Below are 26,407 nucleotides of genomic sequence, written 5' to 3'. Positions count from 1 at the left end.
CGAACCCCGAACAAGAAAGGTCGCCGACATGACCAAGCCCGCCACCGTGGACGAGTACATGGCCTCCCTCCCCGAGTCGCATCGCGAGATCGGTGCGAAGCTCCTGCCCCTCATCGAGGAGACGCTGCCCGGTGTCGGCGCGGTCTGGCACGGGCACCCGGTGTGGAGCCTGGGCCCGGCCCCGGGCAAGCAGCCGGTCGCCTACGTCAAGGCGTACGCGAGCTACGTGACCTTCGGCCTCTGGCGTGGCCAGGAGATCGAGGACCGGTCGGGCCGCCTCGAACCCGCCGCCCGGGTGATGGCCGCGGTCAAGCTCCATTCGGTGGACGAGATCGACGCCGAGCTGTTCGCGGACTGGCTGCGCCAGGGCCGCGACCTGGAGGGGTGACCGCGCCGGGGACGTCAGGCGAGCGGGTTGGCGATCGGGACGTATCCGGCGGTACGGTCCGCGTCGCGCGCCCAGCGGACCCCGAGGTTGGCCTTCGCGGGCAGTGGCGCCCCCGCGAGCAGCTCGGCCAGCGGGGGTGGCGCGCCGCGTTCCTCCGCGTACGCCGCGAGGACGTCACGGGCGGCCGACCACAGTTCGGGCAGGATGACCTGCCCGGCGTGCTCGGCCACCGAGGCGGCGACCTCGGCGAGATGGTTGACCATGAGGCAGTAGACGACGCGGTTCCAGCCGCGCTCCGCGTCGTACGTGAGCGCCGTGGCCACCGCCGGAGGCAGGCCGGACAGATCATGCCGGTCCCGGACGAGCTTCGTCCCCTCCATATCCCGAAATATGGCTTCAACGGGGAGATCGCGGTCGTCGATCCCTACCAGGACGTTCTGCAGGTGGGGCTCCAGGACCACGCCGTGCGTGAAATACGCGTCGAGCACCGGTGGCGCGACCCGCTCCACATAGCACCGCCACCACGCGAGCGGATCGGCCGTGCCGTACGGCCCCGGGCCCCCCGGGGAGGCGAGCGCCCCGGCGAGGACCGGGGTGACGCCGGGACCGCACACCGTCCATGGGCCGGGCCGGAGGATCACGCCCAGCCCTTCGAGCAGCCGGACGCCGAGGTCCGCGGACCGGTAGCCGGGCTCGGGCAGCCACCGCGTGCCGGGGAAGCCGGCGGCCAGCCGCGCGAACACCGGGCCGAGCCGCCCGGTGAGCTCCACCGCGCCGATCAGCTCGTACCAGGCGTTCTTCCGCACGCAGTTCGTGATCCGCACGTCGAGACTGAACTTCAGGCACATCCCGGTCTCCGCGTCGTACACCGTGCGGACCGACGAGGTGGGGGCCACCGGCCGGGACGTCTCCCCCAGATCGACCAGCCGCCCGTCGGCCAGGGGGTCGCGTAGTTCGGCGGCGAGTAGGTCGAGCTGCCACGGATGCGCCGGCAGCGGCACGTACCCCGAGGGCGCGCCGCCGAATAGGCCGAGCGCGGCGGCGTCGCCCCGCTCCGCGACCAGGTCGGCGCGCACGCCGAGCAGCCGGAGCGGGAACTCCGCGTGCGCCTCGGGCGCGTAGCGCAGCCAGTCGGACCCCTCCCGCGCCTTCGGCGAGGGGTGGAACGGGTGCCCCGCGACCAGCGCCTGCTCCGACGCGAGCCACGGATCGCCGGGGGCGGCCGCCCTCTCGCGGGCCCGCAGCAGCGCGGCGATCGCCTCCCGGCTGCGCGCCACCTGCCCGGCGAACTCGTCGTTCCCTCCGGCCAGCTCCCGCTCGACCAGCGTGACCAGCATCTCCGAGGTGAGCGGCCGCCACGCGCCGCCCGAGAGCCACTCGGCCGGGCCGTCGAAACGCAGCGCGATCCCGCCGTGGACCCGGGCCCGCAGCAGCGTCCCGGCCACCCGCAGCAGCAGGTACGGCTCGGCCGGCCAGACCTGGCCGCGCGGCCAGGCCACCTCGCGGACGCAGCAGCGCAGCAGCGCGCCCAGCGTCACCGCCTCCGCGACCGCGCGGCGGGCGTCCCCGGAACCCGGCTCGGGGCCGTGTTCCGGGGAAATCCCGTGTGTACGGCCCGCTGCCGTGGATACGGCGCTCATCCGATCTCCTTCGGCGTGGAGGACTCCCGTCCGCGATCCGGGGGAGATCCGGGGGAGGCAGTCAACGCGGGAAGCGGAGGTAGTTCGGCCCGCTGGTGCCGTAGAACTTGTTGACGTCCTTGGCGCCGGTCCGTTCCTTGCCGACCAGGGTGGCGGCGGTGACCATGGACTTGCCGACCAGCCGGGCCGCGTCCAGGGTCCTGGCGCGCAGCAGGCGGGCCATCGGGTGCTCGCCGTACTCCGTGAGCGCGTCGTCGAGCGTCTCGCGTATCAGCCCGGCCGCGTCCTCGACCGCCCCGAACACGATGGCCGCGGCGGCCAGATGCAGGGTGATCGTCACGAACACGTCGGCCAGAGAGTGCGGATCGTCGGTCAGCATGCGCTCGTCGGCGAAGTCCGGTACGGCCGGCCCGGCCGAGGCCAGCCGGTCCGGCGCGGCGAGAAGGCCGTCGTTGTCCTTCACCATCAACCGCATCGCGCCGTCCGTGAAGACCAGCGACAGGTTCTGCTGGTGCGCCTCCAGGGCGATGCCGTACCGGACGAAGAGCCGGACGTTCCACGCGAAGAGGAGGGCCAGGTACTCGCGGAGCAGCGCCCTGACGTCGCCTCCGTGGAACCGGGCGGCGATCTCGGGCAGCACGCCGGGCGCGGCCAGCGCCGCCACGGGCACGATCTCGCCGGGAGGCAGCCGCCGGACCAGCCAGCCGAGGTACTCGTGCCCGGCGTGGCCGTGGACCTGCTCGTCGGCGAGGAGCACCGGCAGGTCCGGCTCGGCGCGGAGCACCTCGCGCAGCAGCCGTTCGGCGAGCGCGCCGTCCCGCAGCGTGGCGGGCTTGATCGACCGCCGGTTGCGCAGTCCGAGCGTGCTCGTCGGGATCGGCAGCTTGAGGTGCAGCCGTTCGCCGGCCACCACGGTGCGCATCGACAGCGTCGGCCGCACCCGCAGGTACGGCACGCCCGCCACGATGACGCCGGGGATCCCGGTGACCACCGGCAGCGCGAGCGGATGCACCGGGAAGAGCACGTGCGTGTCCGCCAGCCGGTCGGGCAGCCCCACGTCGGCGGGGCGTGGGAAGAGCGCGGAAGCGTGACCCGGGACCGCCGACGGGAACACGCGGGAAAGCGGCCTCGAGACCGGCTCCTGGCGGACGCCCGGGAAGGTCTCCGCCTCGGCCGAGAGCGTGACGCGCTCCCTGGGCACCGCGGCCCAGCGCAGCTCGAACGCGGGCGCGAACTCCGGGGCGTACGCGAGCAGGCCCTCGGCGGGGACGCCGAGGCGGCAGCGCGCCGTCGGGTACACGGGGTGGTCCACGGCCGCCGCGAGCGCCTCGTACCGGATCGGGCCGGGTGCCCGCTCCAGCGCCCGCGGCCCGTGCCGGTCGTGGAGTTCGAGCGCGGCGAGGGTCTCGTGGCACTCGGTGGCGAAGGCGGCGACCCCGGGAGCGTCGGCCGGCGTCGCCACCGCCTCCAGCGTCTGCAGGACCTCCGCGAGGGTGAGCGTCTCCTCCGGGGCGATCGAGAAGTCCTGGAACAGGCCGCCGGGCGCGAGCCGTACCCTCCGGCCGGACGCGAGCACGAGGGCGACCCCCTCCCGGTCGCGTTTCAACCGCGACGCGATGCCCGCGAAGTCCTCGCGGAGCAGCGCGTTCAGCACCCGTCCGGCCAGGTACGGCTCCCGCCCCACCGGCCGCACCCCGGCCATCGCGCTCATCCGATCACCCACGGCCGCTCGGCGCGGAACGCCGCCACGGCGGCGTCGACGCGGGCGCGGTCCGGCCCGACGGCGCGGAGGAGGCCCAGATAGTCGCGGTTGGTGTGGGTCAGCTCGACCCGGTCGCCGACCCGGCGCAGCGGCCGGTGCCACAGGCGGGCCCCGTCGCGCTCTCGCGGCTTCGCGTCCGGCGGCGGGGCCACGGTCACCACGCCGGAGCGGTCCGCGACGAGGCTGACCACGGCGCCGTGCCCGGCCGCGGCCGCCTCCGGCGGGCACGGCAGCGGCTCGCCCGCGTGGACGCGCAGGATCCACTCGAAGAGGGGCGCCCCGATCATGTCGGCGAGCAGGAGGTCGCAGTTGTCGCCGATGACGCGGTAGTTCACCTCGACGATCCGGGGCCCGTCCGGTGTGACGACGTACTCGGTGTGGCACGCGCCGAAGCCCACGCCGAGCGCGGCCAGCGCGGCCAGCACGTGGTCGCGCGCGCCCGGGGGCGGCTCCGGATCCCAGTCGAGCCGTTCCTCGACGAAGTGCGGCAGCGGGCCGAGCGTGGTGCGGAATCCCCCCAGAACGGCCATCGTGCGGCCGTCCCCGAGGGTCTCCAGGGTGTGGAGGGGGCCGTCGAGGTACTCCTCGGCCACCAGCGTCTCGCCGGGCCGCCGCGTCCTGATCTCGGCGACCGCCGCGGCCAGCTCGCCGGCGTCCCGGGCCAGCGTCACGTCCTCGCTCGCCACCCCCATGGCCGGCTTCACCACCACCGGGTACGGCAGGGCCTCCGGCAGGGCCGCCCCCGGCGTGAGCCGTACGGACCGGACGGACTCGACGGAGGCGAGCCGTTCGCGCGTGAGGGCCTTGTTCTTCGCGGTGACGCAGGCGCGCCAGCCCTTGCCCGGCAGGCCGAAATACGCGGCGGCCAGGGCGGTCTCCGCCTGGATGTGGTCGGAGTTGGTGAAGACGACGCCCGGCGGGTGGTGCCGGGCGACGGTGTCGATGACGGCGCGGACGTTGCGCACGTCGGTCTCGATGGTCTCGAACCCGGGATATCCGGCGGGACGGTCGGTCAGGATCGTCACGTCCCACCCCAGAGCCTCGGCGGCGGGCAGGAAGCCGGCGGTGACCGAGTCGGTGGGATTCAGCGAGGTGAGGTACAGCCGCACGCAAGGACCCCCGAAGGTAAGGCTAACCTAACTCGGTCATCCTAGCCTTCGATAGATCGTTTTGGTGACGAATGGAAAGATAGGCGAGTGGAAACGACTGACGGGCTCATGGGGCCGTTGTTGCTGTCGCGCGGCATCGTCGACCGTTCGGCCGCGCTTCGCAACGACGAGGACTGGTTGCGGCGGGTCTGGGCCGAGGAGACGACCCGCGTCCTGCTCGTCCACGAGGGCAGGACCCTGGTCCGGAGTCGCGGCATGGAGGCGAGCCTGACCCTGATGTCGCCCGCCGAGGCCCCGCAGGGGCCGCGCTACCTGCTCGGTGTCGACGCCGAGGGTGTGCCGTACTTCGCGGTCAAGACGCCGCTGCCGGACGAGATCACCGAGCGTCCCGCGCCGGAGGACGGCCCGTACGACGCTCCGATGGGGCTGCGCCAGGCCGGATCCCTGCTCGACGACCGGGACGCTGGTCTCTTCGTCTACGCGGTGGCGCTGGAGGCGTGGCACGCCGGGCACGAGCACTGCCCGCGCTGCGGGAGCCGCACCGACGTCGCGGCGTCGGGCCACGTGCGCGTCTGTCCCGCCGACGGCAGCCAGCACTTCCCCCGGGTCGACCCCGCCGTGATCATGCTGGTGCGCGACGAGGACGACCGTGCGTTGCTGGCCAGGGGCCCGGAGTGGCCGGAGGGTCGGATGTCGGTGCTCGCCGGGTTCGTCGAGCCGGGCGAGGCGCTGGAGCAGGCCGTCGTGCGCGAGGTCTTCGAAGAGGTCGGCGTCGCCGCGACCGACGCCCGATACATGGGCAGCCAGCCGTGGCCGTTCCCGCGCAGCCTGATGGTCGGGTTCTTCGCCCGCGCGCTGTCCACGGAGCTCCGGCCGGACGCGGAGGAGATCGCCGAGGCCCGCTGGTGGACCAGGGACGAGCTGGGCGCGGCCGTGCGCTCCGGAGAGCTGGGCCTGCCGTCCCAGCTCTCGATCGCCCGCAGGCTCATCGAGACCTGGTACGGCGCGCGCATCGACGGCGACTGAGTGCGGGGGCGCCGACCGGTACGGCGGCGCCCCACAGATCAAACCGGACGGAACGCGAGGAGGGGGTCAGCAGGCGCCGGTGAGGTGCCGCTTGACCTCGGCCACCGACGGGTTCGTCATCGTGTGGCAGTCGGCGACCACGGTCGGCACCACCTGGTTGCCGTTGTTCACGCTCATCACGAACTCCGCGGCGTCCGGATGACGCTCGATGTCGATCTCCTCGAAGGTGATGCCTTCGCGGGTGAGCTGGCCCTTCAGTCGCTTGCAGGGGCCGCACCAACTGGTCGTGTAGACGGTGAGCGCCATCTTCGTCCCTTCGTGTGTCATGAGCAGTCATTGACAACACAACGGACCACCGCCCGTGTTCCCGGGATCCGCGGAGCGGCGGTCACTTCGCCAGGCGGGAGGCGATCCAGGACTGCACGCCCTCGGCCACGCCCGGCTCGCGGTAGAGCGCCGAGCTGTGCTGCACGCCGGGCATCGTCCGGATGGTCATCTTCACGCCCACCCCGTCGAGCGTCTGCTTCAGCAGCTCGCTCTGGTACGGCGGCACGAACTCGTCGTCCGAGTGGAGCGTGAGCATCGGGGCGTCGCCCGCGCTCGCGTGGAACGCCACCTCCATGCTCGACCAGATCTTGGGGCACTGGGTCGGCGCGCAGCCGCCCGCCAGCGCCACCGTCGCCTTGCGGAGCTTGCGCTGGTAGGCGTCCCCGCCGGCGTCGCCGTCGCTGTACGCCGTCAGCGGCGAGATGACCGGGGAGACGGCGGCGACGCCGCGCAGGCCGGGGGAGCCGTCGCCGTACGTGCCGACGGCGGCGGCGATGTGCCCGCCCGCGGAGAAGCCGAGCACGACGTAGCGGTCCGGGTCCATGTTGAACGTCTCGGCGTGCTTGCGCATGGTGGCGATGGCGTTGAGCGCGTCGCTCCGCTGCGCGGGCCACGCGGCGTCGCCCGAGAGCCGGTAGTTGATCGAGATGACGGTGTAGCCGAGCTGGGCGTAGCTCTGGCTGATCGAGGCCGTGGCCTTCTTGTCGCCGCCCGACCACCATCCGCCGTGGACGATGAACACCGCCGGATGCCGCTCTCCGGTGTTGTGCCACCACACGTCCATGCGCTGCCGAGAGTGCGCGCCGTACGAGAAGGTGCGGACGTTGGTGTCCGAGTGGAGCGGCACGACGGATACCGTGGCGGAGGGCGTGGGACTGGGCGACGGCGTCGGGTCGCCCGACGCGGCGGCGGCGCCCGTCGACGGGAGCAGAACGGCAGCGAGGGCTAGGGATCCGACACCTACCGCTGTCCTTCGCACTGCTCTCCTCCTTCGGAGCCGGGGCCCCTGTGGGTAAACCACGCCGTCTCTGTTAGTTGCTGGAAGGATGATGCCAGTTCATCCGTCCGCATCGCATGTTGGGAGCGTTACGTGGACGTCCTCGCGGGGCTGGATCCGGAGCAGCGTGACGTCGCCGAGTCCGTACGCGGTCCGGTGTGCGTGCTGGCAGGAGCAGGCACGGGCAAAACCCGGGCCATCACCCATCGCATCGCGCACGCGGTGCAGTCCGGGGTGGTCGAGCCGCAGTGCGTACTCGCTGTGACGTTCACCACGCGAGCGGCCGGCGAGCTCAGGCAGCGGCTGCGCCGGCTCGGCGCGCCGGGCGTGCAGGCCCGCACCTTCCACGCGGCGGCGCTGCGCCAGCTCAGCTACTTCTGGCCGCGCGTGATCGGCGGCGACACACCCCAGATCGTGGAGTCCAAGCTGCCGCTGCTCGTCGAGGCGTGCCGCACGCTCAGGAGGAACCCCGACCGCGGCGAGCTGCGCGACGTCGCGAGCGAGATCGAGTGGGCCAAGGTCACCCAGACCGGCCCCGAGGACTACCCGGCCGCCGCGCTCAAGGCCCGGCGCACCCCGCCGATCGCCCCCGAGGAGGTGGCCCGCCTCTACGAGGCGTACGAGGAGCTGCGCCGCCGCCGCAACCTGATCGACTTCGAGACCATCCTGGAACTGACCGCCGCGGTGATCACCGAGCACCGGGAGGTCGCCGCGCAGGTCCGCCAGCAGTACCGCTACTTCGTGGTGGACGAGTTCCAGGACGTCAACCCGCTGCAGAAGCTGCTGCTCGACACCTGGCTCGGCGGGCGCGACGACCTGTGCGTGGTCGGCGACCCCAACCAGACCATCTACTCCTTCACCGGCGCGACCCCGCTCTACCTGACGAACTTCGCCGTCGAGCACCCCTCGGCCACGGTGATCAGGCTGGTCCGCGACTACCGCTCCACCCCGCAGGTGGTCACGCTCGCCAACCGCGTCATGGCGCGCTCGCCGCACCGGCTGGAGCTGGTCGCGCAGCGCCCGGAGGGCCCCGAGCCCGTCTTCACCGAGTACGACGACGAGCCGGCCGAGGCGCTGGGCGTGGCGCTGACGGTGAAGAAGCTCATGGCCGACGGCGTGCCCGCCCGGGAGATCGCCGTGCTCTTCCGCGTCAACGCCCAGTCCGAGGCGTACGAGCAGGCGTTCGCCGAGGCCCGCGTGCCGTACGTGCTGCGGGGCGCGGAGCGGTTCTTCGAGCGCCCGGAGGTGCGGCAGGCCGTGGTCCTGCTGCGCGGCGCCGCCCGCTCGGCGAACGACGAGGAGTCGCTCGCGCCGGCCGTCCACGCGATCCTCTCGGGGATCGGCCTCACCCCGGAGCCGCCCGGCGGCGGCAGCGCCCGGGAGAAGTGGGAGTCGCTCAAGGCGCTGGCCGACCTCGCCGAGGACATGGCGGCCGAGGGCGCGGACCTGCCCGCCTTCGTCGCCGAGCTGGAGCGCCGGGCGATGGAGCAGCACGCCCCGCCCGTCGAGGGCGTGACGCTCGCCTCGCTGCACTCCGCCAAGGGCCTGGAGTGGGATGCCGTCTTCCTCGTCGGGCTCACCGACGGCATGGTCCCGATCGTGTACGCCGAGACCCCCGAGCAGATCGAGGAGGAGCGGCGGCTCCTCTATGTGGGCGTGACCCGCGCCCGCGAGCACCTTCACCTGTCCTGGGCGCTGGCCCGCTCCCCGGGCGGCCGCCGGTCGCGCCGGCCGTCCCGGTTCCTCGACGGCCTCTCCTCGCTGACCGCGAGCCCGCCGCCGAAGGCGGAGCGCCGGGCGCCGTCCAGGAAGGCGGCGCAACCCGTCCAGTGCCGCATCTGCGGCAGGTCCCTGGCGACGGCCGCCGAGCAGAAGCTGGGCCGCTGCGCCGGCTGCCCGGCGGACTACGACGAGGAGTTGCTGGAGAAGCTCAAGGCCTGGCGCTCCTCCGTCGCCAAGGAGAACAAGGTCCCGGCGTACGTCGTCTTCACCGACGTGACGCTCCAGGCGATCGCCGAGCGGGTGCCCGCCTCGGAAGAGGACCTTATGCAGATCGCGGGGATAGGACGGGTCAAATTGGACCGGTATGGTGACGCTGTGCTCGACCTGTGCCGTTCCGCCGCCGGAGTCTCCGGTGAGTAATGGAGGTTCTCGATGAACTCCGCGCTCAAGGAGCTCCTCGACCTTCTCGATCTGGAGCAGATCGAGCTGGACATCTTCCGGGGACGTAGCCCCGAGGAGCGCATCCAGCGTGTCTTCGGCGGCCAGGTCGCCGCCCAGGCCCTGGTGGCGGCGGGCCGTACGGTGCCGGCCGACCGCATGGTCCACTCGCTGCACGCGTACTTCATCCGCCCCGGTGACCCGGCGGTCCCGATCGTCTACAACGTCGAGCGGGTGCGTGACGGCCGCTCCTTCACCACGCGCCGGGTCGTCGCGATCCAGCACGGCAAGGCGATCTTCACCATGTCGGCCTCGTTCCACATCGACGAGCCCGGCGTCGCGCACCAGGCGCGGCCGATGCCCGACGTGCCCGCGCCGGAGAGCCTGCCCACGTTCCAGCAGCGGATGTTCGAGACCTTCGGCGACGACGAGGCGTGGCGCGAGTGGACGTCCAAGCCGCGTCCGGTCGACTTCCGCTACGTCAGCGCGCTCCCGTGGGAGGCGCAGCGCGACCCGAGCCTGATCAGCACCGAGAACAACGCCTGGTTCCGGTACGACGCCGAGCTGCCCGACGACCCGCTGCTGCACGTGGTGCTCGCCGCGTACGCCTCCGACTTCACCCTCGTCGACACCGTGCTGCTCGCCCACGGGCTGGCCTGGGGGTCGGCGAACATCAGCGGAGCCTCCCTCGACCACGCCATGTGGTTCCACCGCCCGTTCCGCGCCGACGACTGGATGCTGTACGCCCAGGAGTCGCCCTGGTCGGGCGGGGCGCGCGGGCTCGCGCGCGGTGAGATGTACACCGCGTCCGGGCAGCTCGCGGTGTCGGTCGTCCAGGAGTGCCTGATCCGGGTGGGCTGACCGCGTCGCCCTGAGCAGTGGGGCTCGTCAGCCGTGTCCCGGAGTGGGCGTGCGCGCGCGGGCCGCGCGAGTGCTAGCGTGGCGGTTCTGACCCCACGGTTAGTGTCGCGAAACCGTGAAAATCGCAGGTAGAAAATAGGTTGCCGGGTTCCCGGTCACGCATTTAGGGTCATGGAAGTCGGTCGGACGGTCCTGTCCGGCCTCGCATTCAAGCGGAGGTGAGTCACGTGACGAACACGATCATGTTTAACGCTGCGCGGCTTGCTTCCGCACGCCCGGCCGCCGGAGTGGCGTCGGTCATTCCGATGCGCGGCAAGGCCGTCCGTGTCGAGGCTCTCGCCGGCCCGGTCGTCTTCGGCGTCCTCGCTGACGCGCGCCAGGGCATCCCCGCCTACCGTCCGGCCCCGGTGGCCCGACCGATGGGCGACGAGCAGCTGAACAGCCACATCACCAACGGTGGAGTGCGCGGTTCGCGTTACGCCTGGAGAGAACCAGTCATAACCTGACTGGTCTCCTCTTCAGGCCGCGGATCCGCACACAGGATCCGCGGCCTTCTTGTTTTACCGCCACGTTCCGCCCACCCAAGAGGACAACCAGCCCAGAAACCAATCAAAGAGGTGACGCAGATGGCGGCCCCGGTCATGGACCTGATCGAAGCCGAGATCCCCTGCCGTACCGAACCCGACCTGTGGTTCGCCGAGTCTCCGGAGGACGTGGAGTTCGCCAAGGCGCTCTGCGGAGGCTGCCCGATCCAGAAGGCCTGCCTGGCCCGCGCGCTGGAGCGCGAGGAGCCGTGGGGCGTCTGGGGCGGCGAACTCATCCTGAGGGGGGCCGTCGTCCCCCGTAAGCGGCCGCGCGGGCGCCCCCGCAAGACTCCGGTCGCTGCCTGACCACCACCGCACCCGACGAACGTGTGAAAGAGGAGAAGATCCCAATGAACATGACCCTTACCGCCGCCATGTATATGCATCAAGAACTGGTCGCTGATCGAATACGCGGCCTCCACGAGGAGGCCGCCGAGCAGCGACTGGTCAGTCGGATCCAGGACGTACAGAGGGCGCGCCGCAAGGCCGAGCGTGCCTCACGGCGGCTGCTCGCGGCGCTCGCGCGCACCTGACGCTTCCTCGGGGAGCGTGCGTCACCCGGGCGGCCTCGGCCGCCCGGCGCGTGGCGGAACATCGGCAGGAGGGCCCGGGCCGTTCGTACGGCCCGGGCCTTCGCCGTCCGTACGGGCCCCTCACGCGAGGCGCAGCCCGGGGCGCTCAGCCGACGAGGGCGCCGCCTACCGCGTCGTCATCGTCGTCGTCGGCGAAGCCGGGAACCCAGCGGGTCACCTCGTCGCGGAACCGCGCGGTCGTGCCGAGCTGGCACAGGACCCCCACACCGGCCGCGTGCACGCGGTGGATCAGCACGTACGACGGGGGAAGGTTGAGCTGGCGCACCACGTTGGTGGGCCGCAGGTCGGCCACGGCCGCCGCCTGACGCTGGAGCCACTCCCTGCTGAAGCTGAACTCCTCCACCCGGGTGGGCTCAACGTAGGGGGCGAGGAACGCCCGCAGCGCGTCCACGTCGACCTCGATGTGCGGCCGGATGAACCCCTCGGCGCGCAGCCCCTCGACGACCGCCTCCATGTCGCCCTGGTTGAAGATGCGGGTCAGCTTGCCGAACATCAGGGGGTAGCCGTCCGGCAACCGGTTGACCGCGCCGAAGTCGAGCACCCCGAGGCGGCCGTCCTCCAGCATCCGGAAGTTGCCGGGGTGAGGATCCGCGTGCAGCATGCCGACCCGGGCTGGAGAGCAGAAGAGGAAGCGGCACAGCAGCAGCCCCGCGCGGTCGCGTTCCTGGCGTGTGCCGTCGGTGATGATCCGGGACAGCGCCGTTCCGGACATCCACTCGGTGACCAGGACCTGCTCGTTGGCGGCGATCACGTCCGGCACGAAGAAGTCGGGGTCGTCCCGGAACTCCTGCGCGAACGCGTGCTGCGCCTCCGCCTCGCTGAAATAGTCGAGCTCCTCGGTCACCCGCTGCCTGAGCTCGCTCAGCACGGCGGTGACGTCGAGGCCGGGCAGCAGCGCGCCGAAGAGCTTGCCGACCCGGGCGAGCTGGTTGAAGTCGGAGAGCAGGGCCTTGCCCGCGCCCGGGTACTGGATCTTCACGGCGACCGCCCGGCCGTCGTGCCAGACCGCCTTGTGGACCTGTCCGATCGAGGCCGCCGCGCTCGGCACGTCCGCGAACTCGAGGAAGTTGTCCCTCCAATCATCGCCGAGCTGCTCGGTCAGGACCTTGTGCACGACCGGGGCGGGCAGCGGCGGGGCGGCGTCCTGCAGCTTGGTCAGGGTCGCGCGGTACGGCCCGGAGATCTCCGGAGGCAGCGCCGCCTCGAAGATGGACAGCGCCTGGCCGAACTTCATCGCGCCGCCCTTGAGCTCGCCGAGCACCTTGAAGATCTGCTCCGCGGTGCGCTGCTGGATCTCCTGGGCAACGATCTCGGCGGACTTGCCACCGATGCGTTTGCCGATGCCGAGTGCGGTGCGGCCGGCGAACCCCAAGGGGAGCGCGGCCAGCTTCGCCGAGCGCGTCACAGCGCGTCGCGGGAGGTCACTCACGCGACCATTGTTAGCGAAGGTCGGTGGTTTCGACCACAGTCACACAACGGATGCGGGCGACAGGAGCGCCGATCCCAGCGCCAGTCAGGGGTTATCTCCAATGTGCCGTTGCTCACAGCGGCGCCTTCGAGCCATGCCAGCGCCTGTCCCACCGCCTGCGCGGCGACCAGCGCGGACAGAGCGGCGTCGCAGGCGATCTCCCCCGCGGGGAAGCCACCGAGCCGGGCCTGGACCGACGGCCAGGCCGGGTCACGGTCCCGCCGGAAGAGATCGAGGCAGCGCAGGCACGGAGTGCTCCCGGCCAGCACCAGCGGCCCCACGCACCCCCATCCCTCGGCTGCGGCGACGAGCAGGTGCGGGACGCCCGCCGCGCGCAGTTCGTGCGCCAGCAGGGCGTCAAGCGGCTCGACGGGGGCGAGGATCGCGAGGTCGGGGCGGCGCGCGCCGTCGGCGGGCCGCGAGGCCGTACGGCCGGGCCAGGCGTTGATCCCCGGAGCGAGCCGCCGGGCGATCGCGACCGCGCCCTCCTCCCGGCTCGCCCCCACCTCGGCGGCGCCCAGCCCGCCTGGTGCCACGTCCCGGAGGCGGGCCGTGCCCGGGTCCACGACGCAGAGATGGCCGATGCCGGAGGCGGCCAGCAGCGACACGATCCGGGCGCCCACCCGGCCCGCGCCGTACACCCGGATGTGCGCCGACCGCCTGCGCCGCAGCGCGGCGAGCCCGCCGTCGGGGGCGGCGAGGGAGAGCCGGTCCAGCTCGGGACGGAGCCGCTCGCGCTCCTCGCGGGACAGCGCGGCGAGCTCGCCCGGCGGCGCGGACGCGTCCTCGACCAGGCCGTGCCGTACGAGCAGGGCGATCACCTCGTGCGCGGCCTCCGCGCCGAGGCCGCTCGCCGCGACGGCCTGCTCCAGCGTGCGGGTGCCGTCGAGGCTCTCGACGAGCCGCCGGACGGCGGGCTCCAGGTCGGTGAGGACGATCGAACGCGACGGGTGGACGCCGAACTGGAGCGTGCGGGCGTCTCTTTCGACCCGCCGCAGGGCGGGCTTCAGACGAGGTCTCATAGCAGCGTGAGATTAGTCACACCAGGTGAGAGCGTGTGCGTGGGCTGTGGATAACTTCGTGACAGATGAGGGGGAAGCGGTTCAGGTTTCCCGTAAAGTCGGCCGGCGTTCGCCTGATTGACCAGCGAGAACGTCATTGACCCCCTGTGGAAACAGGCGGTTGTCGGCTACCTTGCATATGTGCCCCCCGAGACAGTCGAGGTTCGTCGGAGCGCGCGACGGCGGCGAACCGTTTCCGCGTACCGCGATGGCGACAAAACCATCGTGCTGCTCCCGGCCGGTCTGAGCACGACCGACGAGGAGCAGTGGGTTCACCGCATGCTCGACCGGCTCGCCGCGAAGGAACAGCGAAGACGTTTCAGCGACGATGATCTGCTCGATCGGGCGAGGGAGCTGTCCACCCGCTATCTGGACGGTAGAGCCGTCCCCCGCAGCGTGCGTTGGGTCGACAACCAGCAGCACAGATGGGGCTCCTGCACCCCGGATCACGCGACGATCAGGCTATCGGCTCGGCTCCGCGGGATGCCCGCCTGGGTCGTAGACTACGTGATCATGCACGAGCTGGTCCACCTGTTGGTCCCCAGCCACGGTCCCCGATTCTGGGCCTTGGTCGAGCGCTTTCCCAAGGCGGAGCGGGCCCGGGGCTTCCTCGAAGGCTTCTCCATGGCGGCCAACGGCTCCCCGGAGGAGTGTTGACCCGCGTCGCGGCCGTCCTCGTCACCGCCGGCATGGCGGACGCGGCCCCTCCCGGGATCGACCCGCACGAGTTCCTCATGGCCGTCGCCGAGGACACCTACGAGATCGTCGCCGGACTCGAGTTCGTCGAGCCGGTCATCCTGTCCGCCGGGGTCGCCGGGCTGGACGAGATCGCCTGGCCGGGCACGCCGGTCATCTCCGTCGACTCGCCCGCCGAGGCGTTCGCCGCCCTGCCGTACGCCGTGGGGGGAGACGGGGGCGCCGAAGGTGTGGTGGTCAGCGCCGACGCCCCTGACCTGCCGCCCCTGCTGATCGGCAAGCTGTTCCGGGCGCTGGGCCGGGCCGAGGTCGCCATCTGCCCCGCGGAGGGCGGGGGAGCGGTCGCCGTCGCCGCGCGGCTGCCTTTCCCCGACTGGGCCGACCCCGACCTCGACGACCCCGACCTCGTCGCACGGCTCCGCCGTCAGGCTCCTGGGCGGCGCATGGTCGCCACCGGCCCCGGCTGGCACCGGCTCAGGAAGCCGGTCGACGTGGCGCGGCTCGATCCCGGCCTGGAGGGCTGGGAGAACACCCGGCTCTTGCTCAGTTAGCGCGCCGGCGGATCAGGCGGCGCGTCGGGCCAGGTGAGCGGCCGCCCGCGGGTGCCGGTCGGCACGAGAGGCCGCTCAGCGGGCGGGCAGCCGCAGCTCGGCGAAGAGGGCGCGATGGTCGGTGTCCGGCACGTCGTGGACGCTGACGTCCACCGCCGAGGCCCGCCGGTCCACCAGCACGTGGTCGATCGTGATGAGTGGGGGCAGCCGCCGGTTCGCCGGCCAGGTCGTGCGCAGCCCGGCGCCGGTCGCGTCCGCCGCGTCGAGGTATCCGCGGTCGAGGACGTCGCGCAGGCTCGCGTGGTCCAGGCTGGCGTTGAAGTCGCCGGCGAGGACGCGGATCGTCCCCGGCACGGTGGGCGGCAGCGAGCGCAGCGCCTCCCGCCAGGTGGCGACGTCCGGGCCGAGCGGCGCCATGGTGTGGACGTCGACCAGCTCGACCGTCTGCCCGCTCGGCAGCGAGAACCGGACATGCGGCATGTGGTGCCCGTCGGACGGGCCGAGATCCGGCAGCTTCGTCAGCGGATAGCGCGAGTAGACGCCGCTTCCCGACGCGCTGTACTCCGGCTCCAGGTGGCCGTACGGCATCAGCCGCCCCAGCCCGGCCGCGTCGAGGGCCTCGACCGCCCGCGGGTCCAGCTCCTGTGTGTTGAGGATGTCCGGACGCAGCCGGCGCACCAGCTCGACCACCGTGTGGGCGTCACCCCGCCCAAAGAACAGGTTGACCGTGAGGATCCGCAGGGACGGGCCGGTCGCGGTCGGCGTGTCGCCGAACGCCCGGGGCAGCACCATGAACGCCATGAGCACGCACGTCGCCGCCCCCACGGCGATCACAAGCCGGCGCCGAGTGCCGAGCGCCAGCAGCAGCGCGACCAGCGAGAACAGCGCCACGTACGGCGTGCCCGTGATCAGCTCGGTGATGACGGGGCCGTCCACGCCGGCCAGCCGGACCAGCGCCCAGACCGCGCACGGCGCCACCGCGATCCAGGCCAGCGGCCGGGGAACCCGCCACCGGCGCCGCGGGACCGTGACGACGCCGCCCACGTCCACCTGAGTCATGGGGCCGACCCTAACGATCGGAACCGCAAGCCTGTGTAAGTCAGATGTGCGGATTCCGTGCAGCTTTGGCCCGGGCGGCGAGCCGCCGGGTGGCCTCGTCGCTCGGCTCGGGGATCTCCTCGACGGGGAACCAGCGCAGGTCGAGCGACTCGTCGCTGATCACCGCCTCGGCCCCGGGCGGCGCGACCGCGCCGTACTCGACGTCGAGGTGCCAGCTGTGCGGTGGGTGGCACCAGACCTGGTGCCGGTCGAGCGCCAGCGGCCCGGGCAGCAGTCGCAGGCCGGCGATGCCGGACTCCTCGGTCGCCTCTCTGAGCGCGACCTCGGCCAGTGAGCCGTCGGAGACCTCGCAGTGGCCACCCATCGGGAGCCACATCCCGGCCTTCGGATGCAGCGTGAGCAGCACCCGGGAGCCGTCGTGGGAGATCACCGCCGTGGTGGCGGTCAGGTGCCCCGGCACGCACTCGCGCCACATCGCGTTCTCGTACGCGTCGAGGTGGGCGAGAAACTCCTTCCTCAGGAGCTCCTCGCCCGGCGTCGGCGCCGTCCACCCGCTGAGCACGTCATACGCGTCCCGGTGGAGGCTCACTCGTCGTCGTCCTTGGGCTCCTCCAGAGCGGACAGGTCGAACCGCGCCTCGCCCCTGACGAAGGACTCGGGATCGTCCAGGTCGTCGGCGGTGGGCATGAGGTCGGGGTGGCTCCACACGGCGTCCCGGCCGTCGACGCCGCGTTCGGCGGTCAGCGCCTTCCACAGAGCCGCCGCCTCGCGCAGCCGCCGGGGCCGCAGCTCCAGGCCGACCAGCGTGGCGAAGGTCCGCTCGGCCGGTCCGCCCGTCGCCCGGCGGCGCCGCACCGTCTCGGCGAGCGCCGTCGCGGAGGGCAGCTTGCCCTCGGCGGCCTCGTCCACGACCGTGGCCACCCAGCCCTCGACCAGCGCGAGCGCGGTCTCCAGACGGGCCAGGGCGGCCTTCTGCCGTTCGGTCTCCTCAGGCTTGAGCAACTCGCCGCCGCCGAGGATCTCCTGGAGCTGCTCGGGGTTGTTCAGGTCGAGGCCCTGAAGCTTGCCTTCCAAGGCGGAGGCGTCCACGGTGATGCCCCTGGCGTACTCCTCCACCGCGCCGAGCAGGTGCGCCCGCAGCCACGGCACGTGCTGGAACAGCCGGTGGTGGGCCGCCTCGCGCAGTGCGAGGTAGATCCTGATCTCCTCGGCGGGCGTCTCCAGGCCCTCGCTGAAGGCCGCGATGCCGCCGGGCAGCAGCGCGGCGGTGTCCGAGAGCGGCAGGCCGATGTCAGAGGAGCCGACGACCTCGCGGGCGAGCGTGCCCAGCGCCTGGCCGAGCTGCTGGCCGACCATCATGCCGCCCATCTGCTTGAGCATGCCGAACAGCGGCCCGGCCATCGCCTGGGCCTCGGCGGGCAGGCCAGCGGCGCCCAGAGTGCCGCCCATCGTCTCGACCATGCGGGCGGCGATGGGCTCGCAGAGCTGCTTCCAGACCGGGACGGTCTTCTCGATCCACTCGGACCGGCTCCACGCCTGCGGGCTCGCCACGCCGCTGGGCAGCGCGGTCGCCTCGTTCAGCCAGAGGTCGGCGAGATTGAGGGCGTCGACGATCTGCCGCCGTTCACCCTCCATGACGCTCGGGTCACCTTCGGCGACCACGGCGTGTCGTGCGATGTTCTTGGCCATGTCCCAGTTGACAGGCCCGGCGCTCTGCGGGGCGGACAGCATGTCCGCGAACTGCCGCATCGCCGCCGCGATCTGCTCCGGGCTGCCGAACATGGCGAACGGGTTTTCGTTGGGGTCATTTTCACGACCTGGCAGGTCAGTCACCGCGCCACCTCGTGCAGGATGGAGGAGTCCACATCCGCCACGTTATCCGCCGTGGGGCGGATCAGTGCAAAGTGAGGACCTCGTGCAAACCTCGAAACGCCTTCGTCCGCCCGTCGTCGCCGTCACGGGCGCCGCCTCCGGTCTCGGCAGGGCGTTCCTCGCGAAAGTCGCCTCGTCTGCGGATTTCCGCAGGGTCGTGGCCATCGACGACCAGCGCGGCGACGTGCCGGACGTCACATGGCGGGTGCTCGACATCAGGGATCCGCTCTTGGCGAACCGGATCTCGGATGTGGACGTCCTGGTCCACCTGGGCGGCGACTACTCCCTCGACTCCGACCCCGAGGAGCGCCGGGCGTACAACCTGCGGGCCGCCCAGACCGTGCTCACCGCGTCCGCGGCGGCCCGGGTCCGCCGCGTGGTCCTGGTCACCAGCGCGATGGTCTACGGCGCCGCCGACGACAACCCTGTGCCGCTGGCGGAGGACTCTCCGGTCGCGGCCGAACCCGACACCGGCGTCGTCGGTGACCACCTGGAGATCGAGGCGCTGGTGCGGCGCTCCCTCCGCTCGCACCCCGGCCTCGGCGTCACCGTGCTGCGGCCCGCCGCGCTGGTCGGCCCCGGCATCGACACGGTCGTCACCCGGCACTTCGAGGCTCCGCGCCTGCTCGTGGTCAAGGGTTCGCTGCCGCGCTGGCAGTTCTGCCACATCGACGATCTGCTGTCGGCGCTGGAGATGGCCGCGCTCGGCCACGTCGGCGGAGTGGTCGCGGTCGGCTCCGACGGATGGCTGGAGATGGAGCAGGTCGAGGAGGTCTCCGGCCTGCGCCGCTTCGAGCTGCCCGCGGGACTGACCTTCGGCACGGCCCAGCGGCTGCACCGGCTCGGGATCACCCCCGCCCCGGCGACCGACTTGCACTACGTCGTCTATCCGTGGGTGGTGGACTGCACCACACTCCGCGCCGCGGGGTGGAAGCCCACGTGGACCAACGAGGCCGCCCTGCAGGAGCTGCTCGAGCTGCGCCAGGGCAAGCACGCGGTGGTCGGCCGCCGCCTCTCCGGCAAGGATGCGACGCTCACCGCCGCCGGTGCCACGGTCGCCGTCATCGGCACCGCCGCCATCGTCCGGGTCGCCCGCCGCAAGCGGCGCGTCTGACCTGTGCGTACAAGCCCGCCGGGCGCCCCGCCCGGCGGGCTTGTACGGCTTATTGGGAGCGGCGGCACGTGCCCCGAGGATCGTCGCCGTACTAACCTCGGGTCCGTGGATGTCATCCGTTTGCTGGGTATTCGCGACACCCCGTTGTCGGTGGACGAGGTGCTGCGCGCGGTCGGGGACCACACGGCCGGCGGCACCGCGATCTTCGTGGGGACCGTACGCGAAGAGGACCAGGGCAAGGCGGTGACGCTGCTGTCCTACTCGGCGCACCCGACGGCCGAGCAGGAGCTGCGGAGGGTGGCCGAGAAGGTCGCCGCCGACCACGCGGTGACCGCCCTCGCTGCCGTCCACCGCGTCGGCGACCTCGAATTGGGCGACATCGCGGTCGTGGTGGCCGTGGCCTGCCCCCATCGCGGCGAGGCGTTCGCCGCCTGCCGTCGCCTGATCGACGACCTCAAGCACGAGGTGCCGATCTGGAAGCATCAGGTCTTCGCCGACGGGACCTCCGAGTGGGTCGGCGCCTGCTGACCGCCGGGCGAGTGTCCAGGGTCACTGCCCGCAGCGCATAGAGTGCGACCATGTCCCGACGCGCTCTCACCTTGCTGGTGGCGGGTTTCCTGACAGTGATACTCGCCGTCGTCGCGGCGTGGTTGCCCGTGCCGTACGTCGTGCTGAGCCCGGGGCCGACGGAGAACACGATCGGCGAGGTCAAGGGCAAGCCGGTGATCTCGATCTCGGGACACTCCACTTATCCCACCGACGGCAAGCTGAGCATGGTGACCGTCGCCTACCAGGGCGGGCCGAACAACAACATCGACCTGCTGACCGCGCTGCGCGGCTGGTTCGACCCCACCATCGCGGTCGTCCCCGAGGAGACGATCTTCCCGAAGACGTCGTCGCCGAAGCAGGTCGAGCAGCAGAACACGCAGGAGATGACGACCTCGCAGGAGGACGCCACGATCGCGGCGCTGCGCGAGCTGAAGATCCCGGTCGCCGAGATCGTGACGGTGGTGGCCGTGGAGAAGGGGCTGCCCGCGGACGGCAAGCTGCAGGTGGGCGATGAGATCACCGCCGTGGACGGCGTCGCCGCCTCCGACCAGAACGCCGTGGCCACGGCGGTTCGCAAGGCCACGCCGGGTGACCAGGTGCGGCTCACGGTGAAGCGCAAGGGCACCTCCACCGAGGTCACGCTCGGCACCGTGAAGGGCGGGGACGGCAAGGCCAGGGTCGGCGTCACCATGGGGATGCGCTACCAGCCCCCGTTCAAGGTCGACATCAGCGTCGGCGACATCGGCGGCCCGAGCGCGGGGCTGATGTTCTCGCTGGGCATCTACGACAAGCTCACCCCCGGCTCCCTGACCGGCGGCAAGTCCATCGCGGGCACGGGCACCATCTCGCTGGACGGCACGGTCGGCCCCATCGGCGGCATCGAGCAGAAGATGGTGGGCGCCAGGAAGGCGGGCGCCACGGTCTTCCTCACCCCCGCGCGCAACTGCGCCCAGGCCGTACGGGCCGTGCCCGAGGGGCTGCGCCTCGTCAAGGTCGAGACTCTCGACGGCGCCGTCAAGGCGCTCGACGCGCTGCGTACCGGCACGGGTGATGTCCCAGCATGCACAGGAAACTGAAATCACGGCCGGGCGTTTCGCGGTGTAGGTTGCCAAGCACGGACCGTTGTTCTGAGACAAGGGGTTGGCGTTGAGCTTCCGGAGCCCCGGAGCCGGTCGGGCGATGCGCTTGCCCCGCCGTCCGCGACTGCTCATTCCCGTTGTGGTCGCCCTCGCGGCGATCGTTGTTTCTTTCTTCATTTTTACCGCGATCTATACCGACTTCCTGTGGTACGAGTCGGTGGACTTCTCGTCGGTTTTCTCGACCATGCTGGTGACGCAGATCCTGCTGTTCGTGGTGGGCGCGGCGCTCATGGTCGTGATCGTGGGCGGCAACGTCGCCCTCGCGCACCGGGTGCGCCCGATGTTCGGCCCCGGCATGTTCGGCTCGCCGCAGGGGGCCGACCGCTACCGGCTCGCGGTCGACCCACACCGCAAGGTCTTCTTCCTCATCGGCCTGGGCGTCCTGGGGTTGTTCACCGGTTCCTCCACGGCCGGTCAGTGGAAGACGTGGCTGCTGTTCCTCAACTCCAGCAGCTTCGGCGCGAAGGACCCGTTGTTCGGCCGGGACGTGTCGTTCTTCATGTTCATCGTCCCCTTCCTCCGGATGACGCTGAGCTTCCTCTTCACCGCGGTCATCCTGTCGATCATCACCGCGGCGATCGTGCACTACCTCTACGGCGGGTTCCGGATCGCCTCTCCGGGCGGGGTGCACGCCTCCCGCGCCGCGCGGGTTCACCTTTCGGTGCTGCTCGGCGTCTTCGTCCTGCTCAAGGCCGTCGCGTACTTCCTCGATCGCTATGACCTGGTGTACTCCACCCGCGGCATCGTGGACGGCGCGTCCTATACCGACGTCAACGCGGTGCTCCCGGCGAAGGGCATCCTGGCGGTCATCGCGCTGATCTGCGCGCTGATCTTCTTCGCCGGGGTGGTCCGTCCGGGCGGCATGTGGCCCGGGGCCGCCTTCGGGCTCATGGTCCTGTCGGCCATCCTCATCGGCAGCGTCTACCCCGTCCTGGTCGAGCAGTTCCAGGTGCGGCCCAACCAGCAGGGCAAGGAGCAGCTGGCGATCTCGCGGAACATCGCCGCCACCCGCGAGGCGTACGGCGTGGCCGGCGCCAAGGTCGAGACGTACGACGCGCAGGCAACCCCGAAGCAGGGGATGTCGGCCGACGAGACCGTCTCCGGTGTGCGACTCCTCGACCCCACACTGGTCTCGAAGACGTTCCAGCAGAAGCAGCGCATCCGCGGCTTCTACGACTTCCCCGAGCAGTTGGACGTCGACCGGTACAAGGACGCCGACGGTGTCGTGCGCGACCACCTGGTCGCGGTCCGCGAGATGGTCGGCCCGCCGGGCGACCGCAACAACTGGATCAACCGTCACCTCGTCTACACCCACGGGTACGGCTTCGTCGGGGCCCCGGGCAGCGAGGTGGACAGCGAAGGCCTGCCGAACTTCGACGCCAAGGACATGCCGGTCTCCGGCTCGCTCGTTGCGACCGCCGGGCTCAAGGAGCCGCGCATCTACTTCGGCGAGAAGACCCACGACTACGCCGTCGTCGGCGGCAAGAAGGGGATGGAGCTCGACTACCCGACAGACGGCGGGACCGGCCAGAAGGACACCTCGTACGAGGGCAAGGGCGGCGTCCCGGTCGGCTCGTTCTTCAACCGGCTGCTCTACGCCGCGAAGTACGGCGAGATCAACATGCTGCTGTCGGGTGACATCGACGACCGGTCCCGCATCATCTACGACCGGACGCCGACCGAGCGCGTCGCCAAGGTGGCGCCCTTCCTCAACCTCGACTCCGACCCGTACCCCGCGATCGTCAACGGCCGGGTGGTCTGGATCGTCGACGCGTACACGACCGCGAACGAGTACCCGTTCTCCCAGAGCAAGAGCTTCCAGGACATGATCCGGGACACCACGACCAACCCGGGGCTCGGGGCGCCGCAGCCGCGTGACCAGATCAACTACATCCGGAACTCGGTCAAGGCGGTCGTCGACGCGTACGACGGCTCGGTGACGCTTTACGAGTGGGACGAGAAGGACCCCATCCTCAAGTCGTGGGAGAAGGCCTTCCCCGGGATCATCAAGCCCAAGAACGCGATCGACCCCGATCTGCAGCAGCACCTGCGCTACCCCGAGGACCTGTTCAAGGTCCAGCGTGATGTGCTGTCCCGCTACCACATCACCAACGCGCAGTCGTTCTACGGCGGGCAGGACTTCTGGAACATCCCTGACGACCCGTCCTCCGGTGAGAAGAACGTCAAGCAGCCGCCGTACTACCTGTCGGTCAAGATGCCCGGCGCCGAGAAGTCCGCGTTCTCGCTGACCACGACGTTCGTACCGCGCGCGAACCCGAACCTCGCCGCGTTCATGGCCGTGGACGCCACCGCCGGGGACGACCCAGGCGCGTTGCGCATCCTGCGGATGCCGGCGAACACCACGATCATGGGCCCGGGGCAGGTGCAGAACGCCTTCACCAACAAGTTCTCGGGAGAGCTCAACATCCTGGGGCTGGGCAAGGCCCAGATCATCTACGGCAACCTGCTCACCCTGCCGTTCGGCGGCGGTCTCGTCTATGTCGAGCCCGTGTACGTCCAGACCGCGGCGGGGGCGGGACAGGAGCCGTATCCGATCCTGAGGCGGGTGCTGGTGATGTTCGGCAACCGGGTGGGCTCCGCCGACACCCTCCAGCAAGCCCTCGACCAGGTGTTCGGCACCACCACGTCGCAGCCGGCCAAGCCCGAGGACAAACCCGGGACCAAGCCGGAGGACAAGCCCGCGGTCGACCCCGGCCTGACCGGAGTGATCGAGAGGGCCCAAGCCGCCTACGACGAGGCGCAGAAGGCGCTGTCCGCGAACCCGCCCGACTGGGGCAAGTACGGCGATGCGCAGAAGCGGCTGAGCGACGCGTTGAACGAGCTGGCCGAGGTGCAGCGGAACCAACCCGCCGCCACGCCGTCGCCCTCGCCGTCCGGGGCCGCACCGTCTCCGTCGGCCTCCGCGATGGCCGAATCGGGGAGCTCCTAACAGCGTGCCGATTTGCCCTCGCCTTCGCGTCCCGGTACTGTGTAGACACACACCGACGCGGGGTGGAGCAGTTCGGTAGCTCGCTGGGCTCATAACCCAGAGGTCGCAGGTTCAAATCCTGTCCCCGCTACTGATGGAAGGCCCTGGTCACCGGGAAACCGGAGACCAGGGCCTTCTGCCGTTCCTGCCCTCTCTTTCCAAGGAGGGGTCACTCTCCTCAAGGGCGAGGATCGCTCTCCTCGTAGGAGGGGACCGCGCGGGGCTCCATCCGGAAATATGCGTATTCGCTGGGGTGAGCAGGCGTAGCCGGAGTGGCGATCGCCGGTTACGAGAGGCGAACGAGGCAATTGGTTTGCCCTCGCCTTCGCGTCCCGGTACTGTGTAGACACACACCGACGCGGGGTGGAGCAGTTCGGTAGCTCGCTGGGCTCATAACCCAGAGGTCGCAGGTTCAAATCCTGTCCCCGCTACTGATCGAAGGCCCTGGTCACCGGGAAACCGGCGACCAGGGCCTTCGCTTTTGCTTGACGTCGTCTTGGCTTCGGCCCCGGGCTCACCGCGGGAGCGTACGGCTCACCCCGACGCAACTCCTGGCCCGGCTGCCCGGCCTGGGGCGCCGCGCCGACGGCTCGTCCTCGACGCGGGGGATCAACGCCTGCGCGGCCTTGGCATCGGAGAGGATCCGCAGCGCTTCGCTGTCGTTGGCCGGCAACTGACCGTGCCGGGCGAGCTCATGCACGAGGAAGGTCATCGGCGCGGGATCACCGGCGTTCGACGCGGCCACGGTCGCGCGCGCGGCCGTCAGCAGGCTGAGGTAGTAGGAGCGCATGGTCGCCTCGCGTACTCGGGCCTGCTCCAGGTCGTCGAGCAGCTCGTTCGCGATCTCCAGCAGGTCAGCCGTGTGCCGGGCCTCGGCGGTGATGTGTGCCCGGATGTCGTCGAACTCGGACCGCGTCATTATGGCTACCTCCACCGGTGAGAGCCCGGGCGACCGGGATGGCGCCAAAACAAGGGCTCCCACTCTGCTTTCCTAAGGCGCGGCGATTGCGGACGGCTTGACAACAGGTTGCGCTGCGGACCTCATGCTGATGCCGCGATCCCCGTCCCCACCCCGTGCCGGCCTCGTCGCCGTAGTGCTACTTAGATGCTTGAGACCCGGTTCTGGTTGTCCACGCTGAACTGGACGTTCTCTGGGAACCGCGATTCATCGCCCTGCGTGGCGGGGGGCGGGGCGCTGTGAGGGCTCGCGCCACTCCCGGAATCCGAGAGTGACGGAATGCGTCTCGATCACTCCGATGGGCCTGCTAGTCTTCTCAGGTCGGCGCAGTCCGGCGTCTTCCCTCTCCTTCCGCTGAGCGGTTCAGGCATGGGACGGCGTGGGCTAAACTCGACAAGTCTCCTCAAACGATCAGTTTCGGGTCATTCGTTCGCGAAGCGGACAAGGATCTGGTAAGTTAGAGGGGTTGCCCCGGAAACGGGGCGGCTGCGATTCCTCTGGAGTTGCGCGGTTTGGGTCAAGTGCTCCGAAATGGGGCGGTTTGACACGGACCGGGCGACACGGAAGAATAGTAAACAGAAAGAACGAAGCGAATAACGCCCCGGAGCGGATGGCTCGGTTTCGAGTCTGAGGTGATGGTGGTCGCGTCCGTTTCTTGAGAACTCAACAGTGTGCTAAAAGCCAGTGCATGACGCACAACCCCGTCCTTACCTGCATCTTCGGGTGTGGGGGGATGGATTCCTTTGGTTGACATTCATGTCGAATGTTGGCCAGGAAAAACTCGAAAACATTGTTTGGAGAGTTTGATCCTGGCTCAGGACGAACGCTGGCGGCGTGCTTAACACATGCAAGTCGAGCGGAAAGGCCCTTCGGGGTACTCGAGCGGCGAACGGGTGAGTAACACGTGAGTAACCTGCCCCTGACTCTGGGATAAGCCTGGGAAACTGGGTCTAATACCGGATATGACTACTTCGGGCATCCGATGGTGGTGGAAAGTTTTTTCGGTTGGGGATGGACTCGCGGCCTATCAGCTTGTTGGTGGGGTAGTGGCCTACCAAGGCGACGACGGGTAGCCGGCCTGAGAGGGCGACCGGCCACACTGGGACTGAGACACGGCCCAGACTCCTACGGGAGGCAGCAGTGGGGAATATTGCGCAATGGGCGAAAGCCTGACGCAGCGACGCCGCGTGGGGGATGACGGCCTTCGGGTTGTAAACCTCTTTCAGCAGGGACGAAGTTGACGTGTACCTGTAGAAGAAGCGCCGGCTAACTACGTGCCAGCAGCCGCGGTAATACGTAGGGCGCAAGCGTTGTCCGGAATTATTGGGCGTAAAGAGCTCGTAGGTGGCTTGTCGCGTCTGCCGTGAAAGCTTAGGGCTTAACCCTAGGTCTGCGGTGGATACGGGCAGGCTAGAGGCTGGTAGGGGCAAGCGGAATTCCTGGTGTAGCGGTGAAATGCGCAGATATCAGGAGGAACACCGGTGGCGAAGGCGGCTTGCTGGGC

General features: G+C 70.5%; 24 protein-coding genes, 2 tRNA genes and 1 rRNA gene (1 of these 27 cut by a window edge). 16 read left to right on the top strand and 11 right to left on the bottom strand.

Annotation, left to right across the window (positions count from 1 at the left end; all coding sequences use genetic code 11):
* The first annotated feature begins 28 nt into the window (after nt 1-28).
* Nucleotides 29-388: a DUF1801 domain-containing protein gene (locus ACQP1V_RS39235; RefSeq protein ID WP_433416048.1), complete on the top strand. Its 360-nt coding sequence runs from the start codon at nt 29-31 to the stop codon at nt 386-388.
* Between the two features lie 14 nt (nt 389-402).
* On the opposite strand, the gene ACQP1V_RS39230 is transcribed toward ACQP1V_RS39235, so the two are convergent.
* From ACQP1V_RS39230 to ACQP1V_RS39220, 3 genes are all read right to left on the bottom strand, one after another.
* Nucleotides 403-2,028 carry an IucA/IucC family protein gene (locus ACQP1V_RS39230; protein WP_433416046.1) on the bottom strand — a complete coding sequence of 542 codons (1,626 nt, stop codon included), beginning with the start codon at nt 2,026-2,028 and terminating at the stop codon, nt 403-405.
* Nucleotides 2,029-2,089: 61 nt separating this feature from the next.
* Complete coding sequence (locus ACQP1V_RS39225; protein WP_433416043.1) at nt 2,090-3,739, bottom strand: IucA/IucC family protein; 1,650 nt, start codon at nt 3,737-3,739, stop codon at nt 2,090-2,092.
* A complete protein-coding gene (locus tag ACQP1V_RS39220; RefSeq protein WP_433416041.1) occupies nt 3,736-4,899 on the bottom strand; it encodes an ATP-grasp domain-containing protein in 1,164 nt (387 codons plus the stop codon). Before ACQP1V_RS39220 ends, ACQP1V_RS39225 begins: the two co-directional genes overlap by 4 nt.
* An 87-nt stretch (nt 4,900-4,986) precedes the next feature.
* Between ACQP1V_RS39220 and nudC the strand changes: the two genes are divergently transcribed.
* On the top strand, nt 4,987-5,925 hold the full coding sequence (gene nudC, locus ACQP1V_RS39215) for an NAD(+) diphosphatase (protein ID WP_433416038.1): 939 nt from the start codon (nt 4,987-4,989) through the stop codon (nt 5,923-5,925).
* Between the two features lie 66 nt (nt 5,926-5,991).
* Here nudC and ACQP1V_RS39210 read toward each other — a convergent pair whose 3' ends face one another.
* Entirely contained in the window at nt 5,992-6,252 is a 261-nt protein-coding gene (locus ACQP1V_RS39210) for a mycoredoxin (RefSeq protein ID WP_067142013.1), read from the bottom strand.
* A 61-nt stretch (nt 6,253-6,313) separates the two neighbouring features.
* The gene (locus ACQP1V_RS39205) at nt 6,314-7,099 is read right to left on the bottom strand and encodes an alpha/beta fold hydrolase (RefSeq protein ID WP_433416035.1); all 786 of its coding nucleotides are present in this window, start codon (nt 7,097-7,099) and stop codon (nt 6,314-6,316) included.
* A gap of 243 nt (nt 7,100-7,342) precedes the next feature.
* Here ACQP1V_RS39205 and ACQP1V_RS39200 point away from each other — a divergent pair, with 243 nt between their 5' ends.
* From ACQP1V_RS39200 to ACQP1V_RS39180, 5 genes are all read left to right on the top strand, one after another.
* The gene (locus ACQP1V_RS39200; protein WP_387409313.1) at nt 7,343-9,391 is read left to right on the top strand and encodes an ATP-dependent DNA helicase UvrD2; all 2,049 of its coding nucleotides are present in this window, start codon (nt 7,343-7,345) and stop codon (nt 9,389-9,391) included.
* Between the two features lie 12 nt (nt 9,392-9,403).
* A complete protein-coding gene (locus tag ACQP1V_RS39195) occupies nt 9,404-10,270 on the top strand; it encodes an acyl-CoA thioesterase (protein WP_067142004.1) in 867 nt (288 codons plus the stop codon).
* Nucleotides 10,271-10,497: 227 nt separating this feature from the next.
* On the top strand, nt 10,498-10,776 hold the full coding sequence (locus tag ACQP1V_RS39190) for a hypothetical protein (RefSeq protein ID WP_387409314.1): 279 nt from the start codon (nt 10,498-10,500) through the stop codon (nt 10,774-10,776).
* A gap of 120 nt (nt 10,777-10,896) precedes the next feature.
* The gene (locus tag ACQP1V_RS39185) at nt 10,897-11,160 is read left to right on the top strand and encodes a WhiB family transcriptional regulator (protein ID WP_067142218.1); all 264 of its coding nucleotides are present in this window, start codon (nt 10,897-10,899) and stop codon (nt 11,158-11,160) included.
* Between the two features lie 44 nt (nt 11,161-11,204).
* Nucleotides 11,205-11,387: a hypothetical protein gene (locus ACQP1V_RS39180; protein WP_067142215.1), complete on the top strand. Its 183-nt coding sequence runs from the start codon at nt 11,205-11,207 to the stop codon at nt 11,385-11,387.
* A gap of 145 nt (nt 11,388-11,532) precedes the next feature.
* Here the strand turns inward: ACQP1V_RS39180 and ACQP1V_RS39175 are convergent, their stop codons facing one another.
* On the bottom strand, nt 11,533-12,876 hold the full coding sequence (locus tag ACQP1V_RS39175; protein WP_433416031.1) for an ABC1 kinase family protein: 1,344 nt from the start codon (nt 12,874-12,876) through the stop codon (nt 11,533-11,535).
* Nucleotides 12,873-13,937, bottom strand: a complete 1,065-nt coding sequence (locus ACQP1V_RS39170) for a ThiF family adenylyltransferase (RefSeq protein ID WP_387409317.1) — start codon at nt 13,935-13,937, stop codon at nt 12,873-12,875. Before ACQP1V_RS39170 ends, ACQP1V_RS39175 begins: the two co-directional genes overlap by 4 nt.
* A 180-nt stretch (nt 13,938-14,117) precedes the next feature.
* On the opposite strand from ACQP1V_RS39170, the gene ACQP1V_RS39165 reads away from it, so the two are divergent.
* Together ACQP1V_RS39165 and ACQP1V_RS39160 are read left to right on the top strand one after the other, a co-directional pair.
* A complete protein-coding gene (locus tag ACQP1V_RS39165; protein ID WP_387409318.1) occupies nt 14,118-14,633 on the top strand; it encodes a M48 metallopeptidase family protein in 516 nt (171 codons plus the stop codon).
* The gene (locus ACQP1V_RS39160) at nt 14,630-15,223 is read left to right on the top strand and encodes a DUF2064 domain-containing protein (RefSeq protein WP_433416028.1); all 594 of its coding nucleotides are present in this window, start codon (nt 14,630-14,632) and stop codon (nt 15,221-15,223) included. Before ACQP1V_RS39165 ends, ACQP1V_RS39160 begins: the two co-directional genes overlap by 4 nt.
* A gap of 75 nt (nt 15,224-15,298) precedes the next feature.
* Here the strand turns inward: ACQP1V_RS39160 and ACQP1V_RS39155 are convergent, their stop codons facing one another.
* The 3 genes from ACQP1V_RS39155 to ACQP1V_RS39145 are packed head-to-tail and all read right to left on the bottom strand — an operon-like array spanning nt 15,299 to nt 18,115.
* Nucleotides 15,299-16,282 (bottom strand): endonuclease/exonuclease/phosphatase family protein, encoded by a 984-nt coding sequence (locus ACQP1V_RS39155; RefSeq protein WP_433416025.1) that lies wholly within the window; start codon nt 16,280-16,282, stop codon nt 15,299-15,301.
* Nucleotides 16,283-16,322: 40 nt separating this feature from the next.
* Entirely contained in the window at nt 16,323-16,871 is a 549-nt protein-coding gene (locus ACQP1V_RS39150) for an NUDIX hydrolase (RefSeq protein WP_387409321.1), read from the bottom strand.
* Nucleotides 16,868-18,115 carry a zinc-dependent metalloprotease gene (locus tag ACQP1V_RS39145; RefSeq protein WP_387409322.1) on the bottom strand — a complete coding sequence of 416 codons (1,248 nt, stop codon included), beginning with the start codon at nt 18,113-18,115 and terminating at the stop codon, nt 16,868-16,870. The genes ACQP1V_RS39150 and ACQP1V_RS39145 overlap by 4 nt, the downstream gene beginning before the upstream one ends.
* An 82-nt stretch (nt 18,116-18,197) precedes the next feature.
* Here ACQP1V_RS39145 and ACQP1V_RS39140 point away from each other — a divergent pair, with 82 nt between their 5' ends.
* The 6 genes from ACQP1V_RS39140 to ACQP1V_RS39115 all read left to right on the top strand — a co-directional run bounded on the left by ACQP1V_RS39140 (nt 18,198) and on the right by ACQP1V_RS39115 (nt 24,376).
* Nucleotides 18,198-19,268 carry an NAD-dependent epimerase/dehydratase family protein gene (locus ACQP1V_RS39140; protein WP_433416022.1) on the top strand — a complete coding sequence of 357 codons (1,071 nt, stop codon included), beginning with the start codon at nt 18,198-18,200 and terminating at the stop codon, nt 19,266-19,268.
* Between the two features lie 105 nt (nt 19,269-19,373).
* Nucleotides 19,374-19,796 (top strand): molybdenum cofactor biosynthesis protein MoaE, encoded by a 423-nt coding sequence (locus tag ACQP1V_RS39135; protein WP_084259640.1) that lies wholly within the window; start codon nt 19,374-19,376, stop codon nt 19,794-19,796.
* Between the two features lie 50 nt (nt 19,797-19,846).
* Nucleotides 19,847-20,893 (top strand): YlbL family protein, encoded by a 1,047-nt coding sequence (locus ACQP1V_RS39130; RefSeq protein ID WP_433416017.1) that lies wholly within the window; start codon nt 19,847-19,849, stop codon nt 20,891-20,893.
* 103 nt (nt 20,894-20,996) lie between these two features.
* Complete coding sequence (locus ACQP1V_RS39125) at nt 20,997-23,906, top strand: UPF0182 family membrane protein (protein WP_433416016.1); 2,910 nt, start codon at nt 20,997-20,999, stop codon at nt 23,904-23,906.
* Nucleotides 23,907-23,962: 56 nt separating this feature from the next.
* Nucleotides 23,963-24,036 (top strand) — tRNA-Met (locus ACQP1V_RS39120).
* A 266-nt stretch (nt 24,037-24,302) separates the two neighbouring features.
* Nucleotides 24,303-24,376, top strand: a tRNA-Met gene (locus tag ACQP1V_RS39115).
* Nucleotides 24,377-24,459: 83 nt separating this feature from the next.
* On the opposite strand, the gene ACQP1V_RS39110 is transcribed toward ACQP1V_RS39115, so the two are convergent.
* Entirely contained in the window at nt 24,460-24,864 is a 405-nt protein-coding gene (locus ACQP1V_RS39110; protein ID WP_387409327.1) for a hypothetical protein, read from the bottom strand.
* An 830-nt stretch (nt 24,865-25,694) separates the two neighbouring features.
* Between ACQP1V_RS39110 and ACQP1V_RS39105 the strand changes: the two genes are divergently transcribed.
* A 16S ribosomal RNA gene (locus tag ACQP1V_RS39105) occupies nt 25,695-26,407 on the top strand; it runs 809 nt beyond the window's last position.

The organism is Microtetraspora malaysiensis (assembly GCF_050947145.1).
GTDB classification, from domain to species: Bacteria; Actinomycetota; Actinomycetes; order Streptosporangiales; family Streptosporangiaceae; genus Microtetraspora_A; species Microtetraspora_A malaysiensis.
Note: the sequence above shows the minus strand (reverse complement) of the source record. Positions and strands in the feature narration are given on the sequence as shown.

What these genes read in the sequence shown, in the direction of transcription:
- ACQP1V_RS39235 (WP_433416048.1), top strand. Translation starts at nt 29, where the DNA reads ATGACCAAGCCCGCCACCGTGGACGAGTACATGGCCTCCCTCCCCGAG.
- ACQP1V_RS39230 (WP_433416046.1), bottom strand. Translation starts at nt 2,028, where the DNA reads ATGAGCGCCGTATCCACGGCAGCGGGCCGTACACACGGGATTTCCCCG.
- ACQP1V_RS39225 (WP_433416043.1), bottom strand. Translation starts at nt 3,739, where the DNA reads ATGAGCGCGATGGCCGGGGTGCGGCCGGTGGGGCGGGAGCCGTACCTG.
- ACQP1V_RS39210 (WP_067142013.1), bottom strand. Translation starts at nt 6,252, where the DNA reads ATGACACACGAAGGGACGAAGATGGCGCTCACCGTCTACACGACCAGT.
- ACQP1V_RS39195 (WP_067142004.1), top strand. Translation starts at nt 9,404, where the DNA reads ATGAACTCCGCGCTCAAGGAGCTCCTCGACCTTCTCGATCTGGAGCAG.
- ACQP1V_RS39185 (WP_067142218.1), top strand. Translation starts at nt 10,897, where the DNA reads ATGGCGGCCCCGGTCATGGACCTGATCGAAGCCGAGATCCCCTGCCGT.
- ACQP1V_RS39180 (WP_067142215.1), top strand. Translation starts at nt 11,205, where the DNA reads ATGAACATGACCCTTACCGCCGCCATGTATATGCATCAAGAACTGGTC.
- ACQP1V_RS39170 (WP_387409317.1), bottom strand. Translation starts at nt 13,937, where the DNA reads ATGAGACCTCGTCTGAAGCCCGCCCTGCGGCGGGTCGAAAGAGACGCC.
- ACQP1V_RS39155 (WP_433416025.1), bottom strand. Translation starts at nt 16,282, where the DNA reads ATGACTCAGGTGGACGTGGGCGGCGTCGTCACGGTCCCGCGGCGCCGG.
- ACQP1V_RS39130 (WP_433416017.1), top strand. Translation starts at nt 19,847, where the DNA reads ATGTCCCGACGCGCTCTCACCTTGCTGGTGGCGGGTTTCCTGACAGTG.
- ACQP1V_RS39125 (WP_433416016.1), top strand. Translation starts at nt 20,997, where the DNA reads ATGCGCTTGCCCCGCCGTCCGCGACTGCTCATTCCCGTTGTGGTCGCC.
- ACQP1V_RS39110 (WP_387409327.1), bottom strand. Translation starts at nt 24,864, where the DNA reads ATGACGCGGTCCGAGTTCGACGACATCCGGGCACACATCACCGCCGAG.